Source organism: Streptomyces sp. AC1-42W, from assembly GCF_003248355.1.
GTDB lineage: Bacteria > Actinomycetota > Actinomycetes > Streptomycetales > Streptomycetaceae > Streptomyces.
In genome coordinates this window covers 2,368,537-2,381,424 of the sequence record NZ_QKWY01000001.1, presented here as the reverse complement: position 1 = coordinate 2,381,424, position 12,888 = coordinate 2,368,537, and the positions used below count along the sequence as shown (strand labels likewise).

Genomic DNA, 12,888 nt, shown 5'->3' with positions numbered 1-12,888 from the left:
ATCCGTCCAGTCTGGCGGGCGGAGTGCACCGGGAGGGCGGTTATCGGCCGGTTCAACCGGTCGTGAGGGACCAGGTGCCGCGAGTCGGCTGGGTCACCAGGCCCTCGTCGCGGAGCTTGCCCAGCGTGTTGTCGACCGTGCCGGAGGCGGGCCCGTCGGGGGTGCCGACGCCGACCGCCGTCCGGATCTCCCGGGTGCGGCGCGGCCCGTCGGCGAGGGCGTCCAGGATGCGGTCCCGCAGGGTGCGCGGGGCCGAGGGCGGGACCGGCCCGGCGGCGGGCGCTGCGGGCCGCTGTGCGCCCGTCTCGCCCCCCTCGGCGGTGTCGGCGTCCTCTCCGGCGAGGAACCGTTCCGCAGCGTCCAGGGCGACCGTGTAGGCCCGCTGGAAGACGGCGGCCTCCTCCGGGGTGAGCTGCGGGATGGGGGCCGACTCGTACAGGGCGATTAGGCCGGGGAAGGTGCGGTTCTCCTTCACGGCCTTGAAGACGCGGGTGTTGAGGCACTTCCCGCCCTGGATGAGCCAGGCGCGCCCGGCGGTCACCGGGCCGCGCGGGACCTCCTCGCCGGTCCACGCGGCTTCGACGTCGGCGGCCACCGACCCGAAGTGCTTCGGGATCGGGGTGACTTCGGTGCCGTCGGTGACCATGTCGGACGCCATGCTCTTCGTGGTCGAGGAGTTGACCCGCCCCAGCCAGACCGTGCCGTTCTTCGCGTTCGCCCGGATCTTCTCGGCGTCCCCGAGGTCGGCGACGTGGATGGACTGACCGGCGAACCGCAGGCCCATGCCGAGCTTCCGGCCGGTGAGCTGGAAGCGGCCGATCATGCCGGTGATCCACTTCCGGTACTCCTGGGGGACGTCGACCTCCGCCCCGAGGACGCGGTTGATCTCGTCCAGGCTGACGTTCACCAGCGCCCAGGGCTCCCCGAGGGCGAAGGCGCCCCAGCCGTTCGCGGAGCTGACGGTCTCCCGGTAGTCGGCGACGGCGCACGCGGCGGCGAGTGTCGCACCGAGCGCGGCGATGCCGGCACCGAAGTGGAAGACGCGGCCGTTGGCCTCCGGCAGGCTCATGCCGTTCTGCGCGTCGGCGACGATCGAGACGACGCTGCTGATCCGCTCGGCGGCGAGGATCGTGTTCAGCGTGACCGACTTGCCCGACCCGGGGGCGCCGACCACCAGGTCCGTGATCGCGCCCAGCTCCGGGTCGTACAGCGGGATGCGGGCGACGCGGCCGTCATGGCATAGACCGAGCGCGATCGTGCCGTCCGGGCGCATCGTCAGGTCCTCGACGGTGGCCTCCCTGATGTTGATCAGGGGGTGTTCCCGGTAGACGGAGACGACGCCGGAGGCCATGCCGTCCGTCTCGACCATGACCAGCTCGGGGTCCGTGACGCCCAGGGCGCGGGCGAGGCGGACCCGGGGCAGGCTGATCATCTTGGAGTCCTCCGCGACGATCCGCAGGAGCGCCCGGTCCTCCTCGATCCGGTAGTCGGCGAGGAGCATCCCCGGGGCGATGCCGCGCGGTGAGGAGACCTTGGCGGCCCACAGGGCGTCCAGGCTCACCGCGTCTCCCTGGCCGGTCGCCTGCTGGGCGGCGCGGGTCGGGGCGACCTGGACGGCCAGGCGGCCGGGCCCGTACCCGGGCACCGGGGCGAGGCTGACGGCCGTCTCGGGGACGTCGAAGACGGCGGCGATCGCGCGTTCGTCGAGCGTCCGGGGGACGGCCTGCCCGGCCGGGGCGACGATGACGGCCTCGAAGTCGGGGGCGTTCTCGTCGTACAGGCGGACCCGTGCGAGGGTCGTCTCGCCGGTCGACGTCGCGGCGGACCACAGGGCGGGGAGACCGGCGACGTACCGGGCGGCCCGGCCGCCGCGCGCTGCCGGCACGGGCCCGGCGGGCTGCGCACCGAGGGTCGCGGGCAGCGTCTCGGCCGCGTGGACCAGGCCCCGGGACCGGGTGAGCGGGACGGCGACCCCGGCGAGGGCGGCGGTAGCGGCCGGGGCGGCGAACTCCCACCACGACGCCCCGGGGGCGACCAGGGCGGCGGTGTAGCAGCCGGACAGCCCGAGGACCGGGAGCGCCCGGGTGCAGGCCGTCAGCAGGCGGGCGCCGTCCCCGGAGCGGGTCCGGGCCCACAGGCCGCTCACCGCGAGGACACCGGCCCCGATGACGCCCGCGTGAATCCACCCGTTCCCGAGCTGGGGACCGGCGGCGGTGAGGATGCCCCCGGCGCCGTAGAGGACCCGCTCGGCGATGGCGAGGCGGCGGGCGGTGCCCGGGGTGAAGCCGGTCGCCGTGGCGGTGGGAGCGGCCGGGGCGGCGGTGTCGGGGGCGGTCTTGGCGAGGTCGGTGGTCACGGTGTCCTCCAGGACGGCGAGGGCGGGGGGATGGGTGAGGGGCCCGGCCGGGTCGGCGCGGGCCCCTCGGTGGTGCGGTGGCGGGGTGTCAGCGGGTCTCGTAGAACCCGGGCTTCGCCTGCTGGACGCCGGACGCCTTCACGGCCTCGTAGACGCCCCGGTACTCGGCTTCGTGGGCGTCACCGAACGCGCGGGCGTCGGCCTCCATGGAGTCGGCGGCCCCGGCGAGCTCACCGGACGCCTCCGCGACGGCCCGGAGGGCGGAGGCGGCATCCGTCATGAGCGCGGTGAACCGCGGCTCGACCTCCGCCGTGCCGCACTGCTCGGCCAGGCGGTCCAGGCCGTCGGCGTCCTTCTCCATCCGCCGCCGCAGCATCCACAGGCCCTCTTTCAGGGCGAGGGCCGCACCGGTCAGCGTCGTGATGCGCCCGGCGAGGCTCAGGAACGACAGGCGTCCGCCGCTGCGCTCGGGAAGGCCGGCAGGGACGTAGGGCTCCAGCTCGGTCATGGTGATCAGTCCTCGTTGTGGATGCGGGCGGAGGGCATACGCAGACCGGCGTCGGCCGCCGCCTGCTGTACGGGGCGGTAGGCGTCGTGCATCTCGTCGTGCGCGGTCTCGACGGCCTCAGCGGCGGCGAGGGACTTCGGGCGCATCTCCTCGGCCTTGCGGGCGAGGAGGTCCATGGACTCCGACAGGCGGACCATCGCGCCGCTGGTGAGTCGGCCGATGACGTTGTTCCGCTCGGCCAGCTCCTCCGCCAGGTCGGTCAGGGAGTCGCGGAGCTTGCGGGCCTTGTCGGCGAGGACGGCGCACTCGTCGTACGTGGTGAAGCACTCGTCCTTGGCGTCGGTCAGGTCGTCCAGGACGTCATCGAGCGTGACGTCCGTGGTGTGCTCGGCGGCCGGTCCGGACATGCCGGGCAGGGAGAGAGCAGACACGCGTGTGTCCTCCTTCGTGCTGGTGGTGCCGGGGCCAAGGGCGGCTGTCGGCGGTTCTGGGTCTGGGCGGCGTGCGGCGTCCCCGGGCTGGTCCAGGCGCTCCAGGGTGATGACCGTCTCCGTCGCGGCCGTGGCGGTGTGGACGGAGTCGGCCGCGCTGCGGCGCGCTCCTCGGGGCGGCGGCGCCCCGGCCCCGGGAGGCGGAGGGGGCGAGGCCGCGCCGTGGGTGGCGCCTGCCGTCCCCGGGGGCGGCCCGGGTGCAGGGCCGGGCGCTGCTCCCGGGGCCCCTGGCGGGGGCGTGGAGGGCTTCGGCGGGATCGGCCCGGCCCCGGAGCCCGACGGAGTGCCGGGAGCGGCTCCAGAGGGCGGAGGGGGCGTTGCCGGGCCGGGCGTGGCGCCCGGGGTCGGCTTCCCTCCGGCCGCCGCTCCGGCTGCTCCTGGGGGCGGGCTGGTGGGCCTGGGCGGGACCGTCGGCCCCTTGCCCGGAGCGGCGGGGCCGCCCTTGCCGCCCGGGGCCGCCGTCGGCCCGGTGGGGGGCTTGGGGGCAGCGGGCGGGGTGGTGGCCGGTCCGGCAGCGCCGGGCGCGGCGCCCTTGCCGGGGGGCTTGGGCTTCTTGGTCAGGTCCACCTTCGACGTCCCCGGCGGGGCCGTGGTCGGCTTCGGGGGCGCGGTCGGCCCCGTACCGCCCTTGCCCTTCCCGGGGGCCGCTGGCGGGCCGCTGGGAGGCTTCGAGCCGCCGCCCTTGCCGGAGGTCGGCGGCGGTATCGACGGCCCGCTGGTGGGCGGCTTGGGCGCTCCGGGGGCGCCCTTGCCGGACGGCTTCGGCTTCTTCGTCAGGTCCACCCCGCCGCCGCCCTTGCCCGACGGCGAGGAGCCGCCCGGCTTGCCGCTCCCGCCGCCCTTGCCGGACGGCTTGACTGGCGGGGGCGCGGACGACCCGCCGCCCTTCGCCGTGCCGCCCGCGCTCCCGCCCTTGCCGGACGGCGAGGAGCCGCCCGGCTTGCCGCTCCCCCCGCCGCCCTTCCCCGCGGCCGGGGCGGGCTTCGGGCTGGCGGCCGGGCCCTTGCCGCCGGATGCGCCGGCACCCGACGCGGCGCCGTTCGACTTCGTGACTCCGCCCGGCTTGCTCCCGCTCGGGGAGCTGCTGCCGGTCGGCTTGGGCGAGGACGACGGCTTGGGCGGCGAGGAGGAGTTCGTACGGCCGCCCCCTCCGCCGGAGCCCAGGGTCTTACGCCCGTACTCCTGGCTGCTGGGGACCTTCCTCGCGGCGCTGGCGGCTGCCGCCTGCTCCTCCTCGGCGATCCGGCGCTTCATCCGGGCCTCGCGGAGCGGCGCGGCTTCGGCGGCCTGCTCCGTCCTCCGCTGCCGCCAGTCGGACACGGCCGTCGCGGTGCCGCGCAGGGCGGCCAGGGCGACGGCGAGGATCGCGGAGAGGGTGAGCGCGCCCAGCCGGGGCGCCGGGGTCTCCTGCTGGTCGTCCAGGCCGTCACTGCGGAACGTGGCCGGCACGTGCCCCGGCTCCGGGGCGGATACCGGCGGGGGCGGCGCGGTGAGGGCGGCGAGGGAGTCGGCGGCCGACCGGCGGCGGTGGTCCGGGACGACGTCCGCCCCGCCCGCCGGGGTCGGCGGAGGCGGGGCGGCGGGCGGCGCTGCCGGAGGCGGAGGCGGGGCGGTAACGGCCGGGGGCCGGGGCGGCGGGAGGACCGGCGGGGGCGGGGTGCTCGGCCCCCTCGGCTTGAAGCTGATCACGTTGTCGTCGGTCATATCGGGCGTCTCCTGGGTTGACAGAGGGTGACGCCTCGCGTACGCGCGCAGGCCCGCAGAGGCATTACGCGCGCAGGCGAGGCGCTGAGTTCACGCGTGATGAAGATGAAGATGAAGACGGGAGCAGCTACGGGCTGTAGCGGTCGGCGAGGTTCTTCAACGTCAGTCCGAGGTCGGCCCAACCGGTGTCGCCCTCGGCTGCGGCGACCGAACGGGCCCGGTCCCACCAGGCCGACGCGACCGTCTTCGGGTCGGCGTCGGCGAGGTCGGCGAGCCGCTGTTCCCAGTGCTCGGCCTGGCGGACCGTGCGCCGGTCGGCGGGGTCGGCGGGCGGGTGCCGGGAGCAGAACCACTCAAGGTGGCGCGCCAGGTCCTCCCAGCCGGAGGAGTCGCCCCGGCGGGCCCGGTCCCGGGCGACGGCGCGGACCTGCTCGGCCCAGGCCGCGGCGATGCCCTTCGCGCCCAGGGCCTCGGCCTGCTCCGCGCGCTGCTTGTGGTGCAGGCGGCGGTTGTTCTCGCTCCGCCGCCTGCGGTTGACCGGCCGGTCCATCAGGCGCCCTTCTTCCACAGGTCGTTGATGCCGCGCACCTGGTCGGCGGCCGGGGCCGGGGTGGTGTCGGGCCCGGCGTCGGCCGGGGCCGGGGCGAGCGTCGATGCCGTCTTGTGCAGGGACTTCGCCGTCAGCTCCCCGAGCGCCTGGCGGCGCCCGGCCCGCTTGAGCGCCTTGGCCTCGCGCCGTGCCGGCAGGGCCGTGACGTGGGCGATGTGCCCGGCGTACGAGGTGCGCAGGGCCTCCGCTTCGGCGGCGGCCTTCCGGGACGCCTTGGCGAGGGCCTTGATGTGCTTCTCGACGCGGCGGGCGCGGAGCCGGGCGGACAGGGCGCCGTCCCCGGGGACGGTCTCGGAGCGAAGCGCGGTCTGGAACGCGGCGAGGGTGGCCTCGTACGCGGCCAGGTCGGCGGTGTGCTCCCGCTGCCGGTCCAGGGTCCAGGCGGCGAGGGCGTCAAGGTCGAGGAGCCGGGAGTAGTCCGGCTGTCCGGCGTTGATGCTGGTCACGGCGATGTCCTCCGTCAGTCGGGCGGTCGGGGTGTGGCTGGTGGTCCCGCAGCCGCGCCCGGCCCGCAGGGGGAGGGCCGGGAACGGCAGCGGCAGCGCCAGGACGTGCGGGAGGGCGGCGCCGGCAGTGGCCGGGCCGCCCTCCTGGCGGGTCGTGATGGTCGTTCAGTGCCGCGCGGTGACCTCGGGGTCAATGCCGCGCGCCGGGTCGTACCCGGCTTCGATCAGGGCGACCGCGTCGGCCTTCGTCGTGGACGCGGTGCTGCCGGAGGTGACGCCGATCGCTGCGGCGACCTCGTCCAGGGAGACGTCCTCCGGGGACTTCGCGAGGATCAGCCGGGCGACGATCCGGACCCGGCGCTGACGCGGGGTGAGGTTCGCGGCGTCCTCCGCTTCGATCGCGCGGCGGAGGATCTGGGCGGCGGCGTCCCGGGCTTCGGCTGCTCGCCGCTGTGCTTCGGCCACTCCGGCTTCGGCTTCGGCCGCTCGCTGCTCGGCTTCGAGGACCCGCGCCCGCTCCGCCTTCGTGCGCGCCAGCGCGGCCGTCTTGTCCGCTTCGGCTTCGGCCGCTCGGGCGTCGGCTTCGACCGCTCGGGCCGTCGCTTCGGCTGCTCGCTCCCGGGCTTCGGCGGCCTCCTTCGACTCCATCGCTTCGGTCAGCGCGCTGGCGGCCCGTGCCTGCCTGTCAGCCCGCGCCTCCGCCTCTGCGATCGCTCCCCGGGCCTGAGCCCCGGCGACGCCTTCCGTGGCGCTGAGATCGGCGTTCAGCGCCGCCATCTCCTTGCGGTGCGCGACGCGCTCCTTGGCGGCCTGGTGCTCGGCCCGTTCCTTCTCCAGCTCCAGTTCGCGGTCTCGCCGCTCCTGCTCCTGCTGACGGCGCAGCTCCTCGCGGGCCATCTCGTCCGGCAGGGCCAGGGCCTCATCGACCGTCAGGCCGAACGGTGCCAGCTTCTTCGGGAGGCGGGCGAGGGCCTCCTCGCTGCCCTGCTCCAGCCCGGCCTTGGCGACCTCCGCCTTGTACTCGGTCCAGGCGTCGAAGACCGCCCTGCGGCGCTGGCGGGCGACGACCGCGCTGTACGGCTCGCCCCAGACCTTCATCTGCTTGAAGATGCGCCAGGTCGGCAGGGGGGCGAGCAGCCAGCGGTGTCCGGGGATGACGTCGTGGTCGGCCGGCAGTGCCGCCTGGTGGACGAGGATGCGGCGTCCGGCCTCCACGCCGATCACGAACAGGATCGGCATCAGGCCGTGGCTGGCGGCCTTGTCGACGTGGTCGAGGATCGCGCCGTGAGCCTTGGCGTTGAAGTAGATCGACGCCCCGGTCATCAGGTGGGCCAGGAGCCGCAGGAGCGGCCATCCGGTCCGGATCGCGGCCATGAACAGGTCCAGGACCAGGCACGTCACGATCGCGACGTCCACGCCGACGGCGAAGATCCGGGCGTCGTCGGCGGAGAACCCGAAGACGGTGTGCCCGGCCGTGCTGAGGTTCCCGAAGGACAGGTAGAACCCGGCGGCGCCCATCACGAGACCGCCGACGACGGAGGCGACGCCCAGGGCGACCTTCGTCCCGCGTCCGGGTCCGGTAGCCGGTGTGCCCGAAGCGTCCGCCGGAGTGGCCGAAGCGGCGGGGCGAGTGCCCGAAGCGGTGTCGTCGCGGGCGGTGCCGGCAGCGGGGGCGGAGGGCGCCGGGAAGGTGTTCCCGGGGCGAGTGCCCGAAGGCTCGTGCCGAGTGGTCGAAGCCGCGGGGCGAGCGCCCGAAGCGGGCGCCGGTCCGGCCAGGGCCGGGGCCGAAGTCGTCGGCTCAAGGGTGGTCGTCATGTCTCTCCATCCGAAGGTGTCCGGGGGCGCGGCCTCGAGTGGCCGAAGCTGCCAGGGGCCGCGCCGTCGTCCGCGCGGGCGTGATGGGCGGCGGGGTCAGTCGACGCCCCCGAGGGGGAGCGCCTGGACCCGCCACGGGGTCTCTGCAGCCGGGGGGAGCGCGGCTCCGGGCTTGAGGGAGGTCCACCCCTCGCGGGGGGCGCCCTCGGCCTCGGCCGCGGCTTCCGCCGCCTCCGGGCTGGCGTGGACGCTGTGCAGCGCCCCGTACCGGAACAGGACGTGCACGCGGGCCGTGCGGGCGGTCTGCCGCCGCGCGGTGCGCAGGAGCGCCCGCAGGGCCACGCGGTCCTCGGCGTCGAGGAGGACCTGAGCGCGGGCGGCGTCCCGTTCGGCGGTCGCCTGACCGAGGACGGTGCGCATCCCCTCGAACTGCTCGTCGGCGGTGCGCTGCGCCTGGTCGAGCTGCGCGGCCAGGCGCTCGGCGGTGTCCTCGGCGCGGATCGCGGAGTCGTTGGCCATCTCGACGACGGTCTGGGCGGCGGTCAGGTCCGTGCGCGTCTGCTCCAGCTCGGCGCGGACCCGGTCCAGCTCGGCGCGGTCGCCGTGGAGGGCGTTCAGGGCGGCGGTACGGATCATGCGGTACACGGGGCGTCTCCTCGACGGGGGGCGCCGGGCCCGGTGGTGGGCCCGGCGCGGTGTGTGCGGGTGGTCAGCGGTAGCGGCGGCCGGTGCGGTCGACGCGGTCCAGGAGGGCGTCGAACCCGGTGAGGGCCCGGAGCGTGCCGGCAGAGAGCCAGAACGCGAAGGGGTCCCCGGAGAGGCGGCCGTGCAGGCCGTCCAGGAGGGCGGCGAGCCAGCTCGGGAGCGGCTCGTACCGGCGGCGGGCGAGGATCGCGGCCGTCGTCTCCGTGGCCATGTAGAGCGGCACGGAAACGACGGCGACAACCAGGAGCAGGAGCAGCCGGTCCATGTTCCGGGCGAGGGCCCGGCGGGCGGTCACTTCCCGCTCCCGCCGGACGACCGGCGGTTCGTCTCGGCGAGCTTCCGGTGCATCGCTTCGCGCTCGGCGTCGGTCATCGCAGGGCCTCCAGGTGGAGCTCCACGCGGACCTTCGGGGGCAGCTCGACGTGGCCGGTCGTCAGGGCGAGGACGGTGGCGAGCAGCCGCCAGGTGCCGGCATCGGCGGAGCCGGACACGGCGCGGGTCTCGGCCCGCTCCCGGAGCTGGCGCAGCTCCTCGCGGTCGGTGGCGGGGGGAGTCGTCACGGCGGTCACCGGCCCTGCCGGACGCGGCGCAGGGCCTCGTCCATGATCGGGTCGCTGTCGCCCTCGTGGTCGGCGGCCGGGGTGATGTTGGTACGGTCCACGTGCGTTCCCTCTCTCCTGGTGATGTAGGCGGTTGGGGCGCAGCGACGGCCCTCCGGGCTCACGGCGTCTGTAGCGCCGCCGGGGGGGCCGTCGTGCTGCGCCCGGGTGGTTCAGGGGGTGCGGTGCCGGGGGCACTCGCAGGGGGGCCACTCGGAGGTGGTCAGCGGGGCGAGCTTGTCGTCCGTCGTGATCACGCGCGGCGGGCCGTACGTACGGCCGCTGTCGCGGCTGACGCGGAGGACGAGGAGCGGCGTCGGCTCCGGCTTCGGGGCCGGGGCGTCGGGGGCGCTCACGCGGCGACCAGCACGGGGGCGGCGGCCGGGGCGGGCGCGGCCAGTTCCTCGGCGACCGTGACGCGCAGGGAGGCGGCGCAGGAGCGCATGGGGACGTCCCCGAGGTCGAGGCGGGCGTAGGTGGCGCGGATGGCCTCCAGGTCCGGGGTCTGGCGGGAGGACTGGACGCGCTCGATCAGGACCGCGCCGTACCGTCCGGCGGGGACGCGATCGAGTAGGCGGCGCGCCTTGCGCTTGCCCCGGTCCCCGGCGCGGGCCAGGTCGGCGGCGTCGGCGTAGGCGGTGCCGGCCGTCTCGATCTCCTCGGCCATCGCGGCGGCCTCCTCGGGGGTGAGGACGTCGGCCGGGTCCGGGACGGCGGTGGCCGGGGCGTGGTCGCGGACCAGGGCGGCCGGGGCGACGACGGAGCGGACGGCGTCCGCGAGGACGCGGGCGGCACGCGCGGTACGACGGGTGATCAGGTTGAGCATGGGGGGCCTCCTGGTGAGCGGCGGTGCGGTGGTGCGCGGCGCTTCCGGGGGTCTGTAGCTCCCTGGTACGCCGAGTGCCCCGGTCCGGAATCGAACCGGCCTGACCTGCATGAACGTGGTCTCCCTGTCGGGGCTCCATCACCAGTTCCACCAACACGAGCTGGTGGTTGTAGGTCTGGTGACCCACCGTCCGGCGTTGCCCAGGCGCACCCGTGGGCGCGTGCCGACGAACCTCGCCCCGCTCTGTCCCGGGACCCTTCACCGTCTGTGAGGCGGCGCACCCCCAATGTAGACCACTTTCCCTGTCAAGCGCTACTGGTAGCGATACAACTTCACGTCAGTTACGCTCGTAGTGCAACCACCACACCAGGAAGGAGGTAGCTATGTCCGAGAGCACCGGGTACACGGACATCGCGGCGCACTACAGGCGCCGCATCCAGGACGGAGACTTGCGACCGGGCGACACCATGCCGTCGCTTCGGCAGGTCTGCGAGCAGTTCGGCGTAGCGCAGACGACGGCCAACCGCGCCTATCGGATGCTCAAGATGGAGGGTCTGACCCTCGCGAAGACAGGCGTCGGAACGGTCGTTGCAGGGCCGTCAAGCAGCAACATCGCGGCCCGCGTCCAGATGTACGAGGCCACCGGCAGCGCTCTCGGCGGCGGCGAGTCCTCCCGCATTCTGGAGATCGGCACGGTCGGCGCGGACGAGCTGGTGGCTCCTCGGCTGGACGTGACACCGGGGACGCCGGTCCATGTCCGCCGACGGGTCGTGAGCCGGGGCGGTGCACCGGTACACCTCAGCAGCTCCTACTACCCCGCGTACGTGATGGCGGTGACGCCCGAGCTGGCCGAGCCTGTGTCCACTGGCGGGTCGCGGGAGTTGGCGGCGGAGCGCCTGGGGGCGGCTCAGGACCAGGTGCTGGAAGAGGTGACGTCCCGACTCGCCACGGAGGCCGAGAAGACGGCTCTCGGCCTCACGGCGGGGGACGTGGTCGTGACGCAGGTGGTGAGGACCGTGACCCTCACGGACGGGCGCGTGGTGGAGGTGGCCGTGAAGGTCGCTGGCGGATCGACCATCCTCCGCTGGACCACATCCTTGCGGCCCACGCCGTAACCACGATCGGGGTGCATCCCCTTGGCGCCGCCGAAACGCGACGGAGGCCCGGCACCATCAGGTGCCGGGCCTCCGCTGTCGCCTCCGCTGGGAGGGCATCGCGATCGCGGGGATGGAGACGAACCCGCAGTGCCGCGAAAGTATCCCCCGCCACGGCGTCCGGCTCTGTGCCCACCGTCCTCGAGGTGGTCCACGCAACCGGTAGCCTCCACCTCGCCGGCCCCGGCCGCTCCGCTCCGCAGGCGAGCACCTGGGGCCGTGCACAGCACTGCGGCCGTCCCCCTTCCATCAGCCCTCGGCCGAGGTCGTCATAGGGGGACGGCCGCAGTCGCGTCCGCCGGTCAGTGAGCCCGGGTCACCACTCCTCGTACGGGGGCCGGTTGTGCACCGCACGCCCCTCCACGTCCTCCAAGGCGTCCGTGGCGTCCTCCCCGCGAGTGAGGCGGCCCACCAGCGATGCGACCCCGGCGAGCGGGTTGTAGAGCAGCACCAGGGCGTCGTCCTCGACCGGCAGCGGGTCCGGCGCCGAGCACAGGTTCAGCGTCACCCGGTTCCCCATGGCTGCTCGCACTTCCCCGGCCGGGACGGCCAGGAATCCGTTCGCCTGGAAAACGACTCGCCGCATCAGGTCAACGTCTGGCAGTCCCGAGTCGGGGCGCGGGCCACGCGGGCCCTGGTGGAGCGGGAAGCTGTACCGGTACTGGAGGATCGAGGCGGCAGCGGCCAGCTCGGCCGCGCGCCCGGTTCCGCCTGCGAACTCGGCGGCCAGGACGCGCACCTCCTCCAGCAGCTCGGCGCTGCGCATCTTCCTGTACCGGTCGCGGAGGTCGGCCGTCGTCACCGCTGCTCCCCCGTTCCCTGCTGGGAGAGGGCGGCCAGGGACGCCGCGTCGTGCGCCGTCACATGGCCGCACGGCCACGGGTTCCAGCGGTGCCCCGGCGGGGCGGGGCGGGGGTCCACCTCGTACCCGGCGCCCGTGATGCGCTCCACGGCCGCGGCCCGGTGAGCGGCGCACGCGTAGATCACGCCGTGGTGGGTGCCCAGCTTCCCGGGCCCCGGGGCACTGGCTTCCACGATCAGCGAGGCGCCCCCGCTGCACTCCCACCCGGTGTGTCCGTCCGCCGACGCGGTGCCCGGGTTGCCGCGCAGCTCCTCGGCGTAGCGGCGGGTGGATTCCTTCACGGGCTCCGTGTCGTCGTGCTGCTCCTCGGCGGGGGCCACGGTCGAGGCCGGCGCCTCGTCGTCGCTGCGCTCGCACAAGGCGAGCACGACCTCGTGCGCGGCGGTGTCCAGCCCGAACGGGCGGATGCCTTCGGCCTCGTTCCGCAGCCACATGTTCCGCTGCCTCTGCGCCCACGTACGCAGCAGTTCCCTGGCCTCGTCCGGCTCAACGTCCAGCGCGCGAGCCACCTCGGACCAGGACGCCCCCAGCAGCAGCGCCTCATGGACCCGAGTGCCGCGCCCGTGCTCGACGTCCCGGCGGATGGACTCCCGCAGGGCGAGAACGGCCAGGGCGTCACCAGCCGTCCCGCGCTCCACCTCGTGCGGGAAGTCGGCGGGCAGCAGGTTGTTCATCAGCCGGTCCGCGTGGACGGTGTGCTTGGCCACCTGCCACGCCAGGGGCGTGACGGCTGGCACCTGGCCCGGCTCTCGGACCTCCAGCGCGTTCCAGCGAGCGCGTTCCTCGGTCGTCATCTCGGTCTCCTCCTGGTG

At 75.0% G+C, this 12,888-nt stretch carries 14 protein-coding genes; 1 reads left to right on the top strand and 13 read right to left on the bottom strand.

The window, feature by feature from the left end:
• Positions 1 to 52: 52 nt before the first annotated feature.
• The 11 genes from DNK56_RS35320 to DNK56_RS10840 form a co-directional block, all read right to left on the bottom strand.
• Complete coding sequence (locus DNK56_RS35320) at positions 53 to 2,356, bottom strand: winged helix-turn-helix domain-containing protein (RefSeq protein ID WP_199563794.1); 2,304 nt, start codon at positions 2,354 to 2,356, stop codon at positions 53 to 55.
• Between the two features lie 88 nt (positions 2,357 to 2,444).
• On the bottom strand, positions 2,445 to 2,864 hold the full coding sequence (locus tag DNK56_RS10885; protein WP_111332984.1) for a conjugal transfer protein TraB: 420 nt from the start codon (positions 2,862 to 2,864) through the stop codon (positions 2,445 to 2,447).
• 5 nt (positions 2,865 to 2,869) lie between these two features.
• Positions 2,870 to 5,059, bottom strand: a complete 2,190-nt coding sequence (locus DNK56_RS35315) for a hypothetical protein (protein ID WP_111332982.1) — start codon at positions 5,057 to 5,059, stop codon at positions 2,870 to 2,872.
• Positions 5,060 to 5,186: 127 nt separating this feature from the next.
• Entirely contained in the window at positions 5,187 to 5,609 is a 423-nt protein-coding gene (locus DNK56_RS35310) for a hypothetical protein (RefSeq protein ID WP_199563795.1), read from the bottom strand.
• On the bottom strand, positions 5,609 to 6,115 hold the full coding sequence (locus DNK56_RS10870; RefSeq protein ID WP_111332979.1) for a hypothetical protein: 507 nt from the start codon (positions 6,113 to 6,115) through the stop codon (positions 5,609 to 5,611). Before DNK56_RS10870 ends, DNK56_RS35310 begins: the two co-directional genes overlap by 1 nt.
• Before the next feature lie 165 nt (positions 6,116 to 6,280).
• The gene (locus tag DNK56_RS10865) at positions 6,281 to 7,930 is read right to left on the bottom strand and encodes a DUF2637 domain-containing protein (RefSeq protein WP_111332977.1); all 1,650 of its coding nucleotides are present in this window, start codon (positions 7,928 to 7,930) and stop codon (positions 6,281 to 6,283) included.
• A 96-nt stretch (positions 7,931 to 8,026) separates the two neighbouring features.
• Complete coding sequence (locus DNK56_RS35305) at positions 8,027 to 8,566, bottom strand: hypothetical protein (RefSeq protein WP_241989956.1); 540 nt, start codon at positions 8,564 to 8,566, stop codon at positions 8,027 to 8,029.
• Positions 8,567 to 8,639: 73 nt separating this feature from the next.
• The gene (locus DNK56_RS10855) at positions 8,640 to 8,930 is read right to left on the bottom strand and encodes a hypothetical protein (protein ID WP_111332975.1); all 291 of its coding nucleotides are present in this window, start codon (positions 8,928 to 8,930) and stop codon (positions 8,640 to 8,642) included.
• Positions 8,931 to 9,003: 73 nt separating this feature from the next.
• The gene (locus tag DNK56_RS10850) at positions 9,004 to 9,195 is read right to left on the bottom strand and encodes a hypothetical protein (RefSeq protein WP_146610499.1); all 192 of its coding nucleotides are present in this window, start codon (positions 9,193 to 9,195) and stop codon (positions 9,004 to 9,006) included.
• Between the two features lie 212 nt (positions 9,196 to 9,407).
• Positions 9,408 to 9,590 (bottom strand): hypothetical protein, encoded by a 183-nt coding sequence (locus tag DNK56_RS10845; protein WP_111332969.1) that lies wholly within the window; start codon positions 9,588 to 9,590, stop codon positions 9,408 to 9,410.
• On the bottom strand, positions 9,587 to 10,060 hold the full coding sequence (locus tag DNK56_RS10840) for a hypothetical protein (protein ID WP_111332967.1): 474 nt from the start codon (positions 10,058 to 10,060) through the stop codon (positions 9,587 to 9,589). Before DNK56_RS10840 ends, DNK56_RS10845 begins: the two co-directional genes overlap by 4 nt.
• Before the next feature lie 383 nt (positions 10,061 to 10,443).
• Here DNK56_RS10840 and DNK56_RS10835 point away from each other — a divergent pair, with 383 nt between their 5' ends.
• A complete protein-coding gene (locus DNK56_RS10835) occupies positions 10,444 to 11,175 on the top strand; it encodes a GntR family transcriptional regulator (RefSeq protein WP_111332964.1) in 732 nt (243 codons plus the stop codon).
• 355 nt (positions 11,176 to 11,530) lie between these two features.
• On the opposite strand, the gene DNK56_RS10830 is transcribed toward DNK56_RS10835, so the two are convergent.
• Together DNK56_RS10830 and DNK56_RS10825 are read right to left on the bottom strand one after the other, a co-directional pair.
• Positions 11,531 to 12,016: a hypothetical protein gene (locus DNK56_RS10830; RefSeq protein WP_111332961.1), complete on the bottom strand. Its 486-nt coding sequence runs from the start codon at positions 12,014 to 12,016 to the stop codon at positions 11,531 to 11,533.
• Entirely contained in the window at positions 12,013 to 12,870 is an 858-nt protein-coding gene (locus DNK56_RS10825; protein ID WP_111332959.1) for a hypothetical protein, read from the bottom strand. The genes DNK56_RS10830 and DNK56_RS10825 overlap by 4 nt, the downstream gene beginning before the upstream one ends.
• Positions 12,871 to 12,888 lie beyond the last annotated feature (18 nt).

Excerpts from the sequence above, each read along its gene's own strand:
- DNK56_RS10885 (WP_111332984.1), bottom strand. The coding sequence starts at position 2,864 with ATGACCGAGCTGGAGCCCTACGTCCCTGCCGGCCTTCCCGAGCGCAGC.
- DNK56_RS35315 (WP_111332982.1), bottom strand. The coding sequence starts at position 5,059 with ATGACCGACGACAACGTGATCAGCTTCAAGCCGAGGGGGCCGAGCACC.
- DNK56_RS35310 (WP_199563795.1), bottom strand. The coding sequence starts at position 5,609 with ATGGACCGGCCGGTCAACCGCAGGCGGCGGAGCGAGAACAACCGCCGC.
- DNK56_RS10865 (WP_111332977.1), bottom strand. The coding sequence starts at position 7,930 with ATGACGACCACCCTTGAGCCGACGACTTCGGCCCCGGCCCTGGCCGGA.
- DNK56_RS35305 (WP_241989956.1), bottom strand. The coding sequence starts at position 8,566 with ATGATCCGTACCGCCGCCCTGAACGCCCTCCACGGCGACCGCGCCGAG.
- DNK56_RS10840 (WP_111332967.1), bottom strand. The coding sequence starts at position 10,060 with ATGCTCAACCTGATCACCCGTCGTACCGCGCGTGCCGCCCGCGTCCTC.
- DNK56_RS10835 (WP_111332964.1), top strand. The coding sequence starts at position 10,444 with ATGTCCGAGAGCACCGGGTACACGGACATCGCGGCGCACTACAGGCGC.
- DNK56_RS10825 (WP_111332959.1), bottom strand. The coding sequence starts at position 12,870 with ATGACGACCGAGGAACGCGCTCGCTGGAACGCGCTGGAGGTCCGAGAG.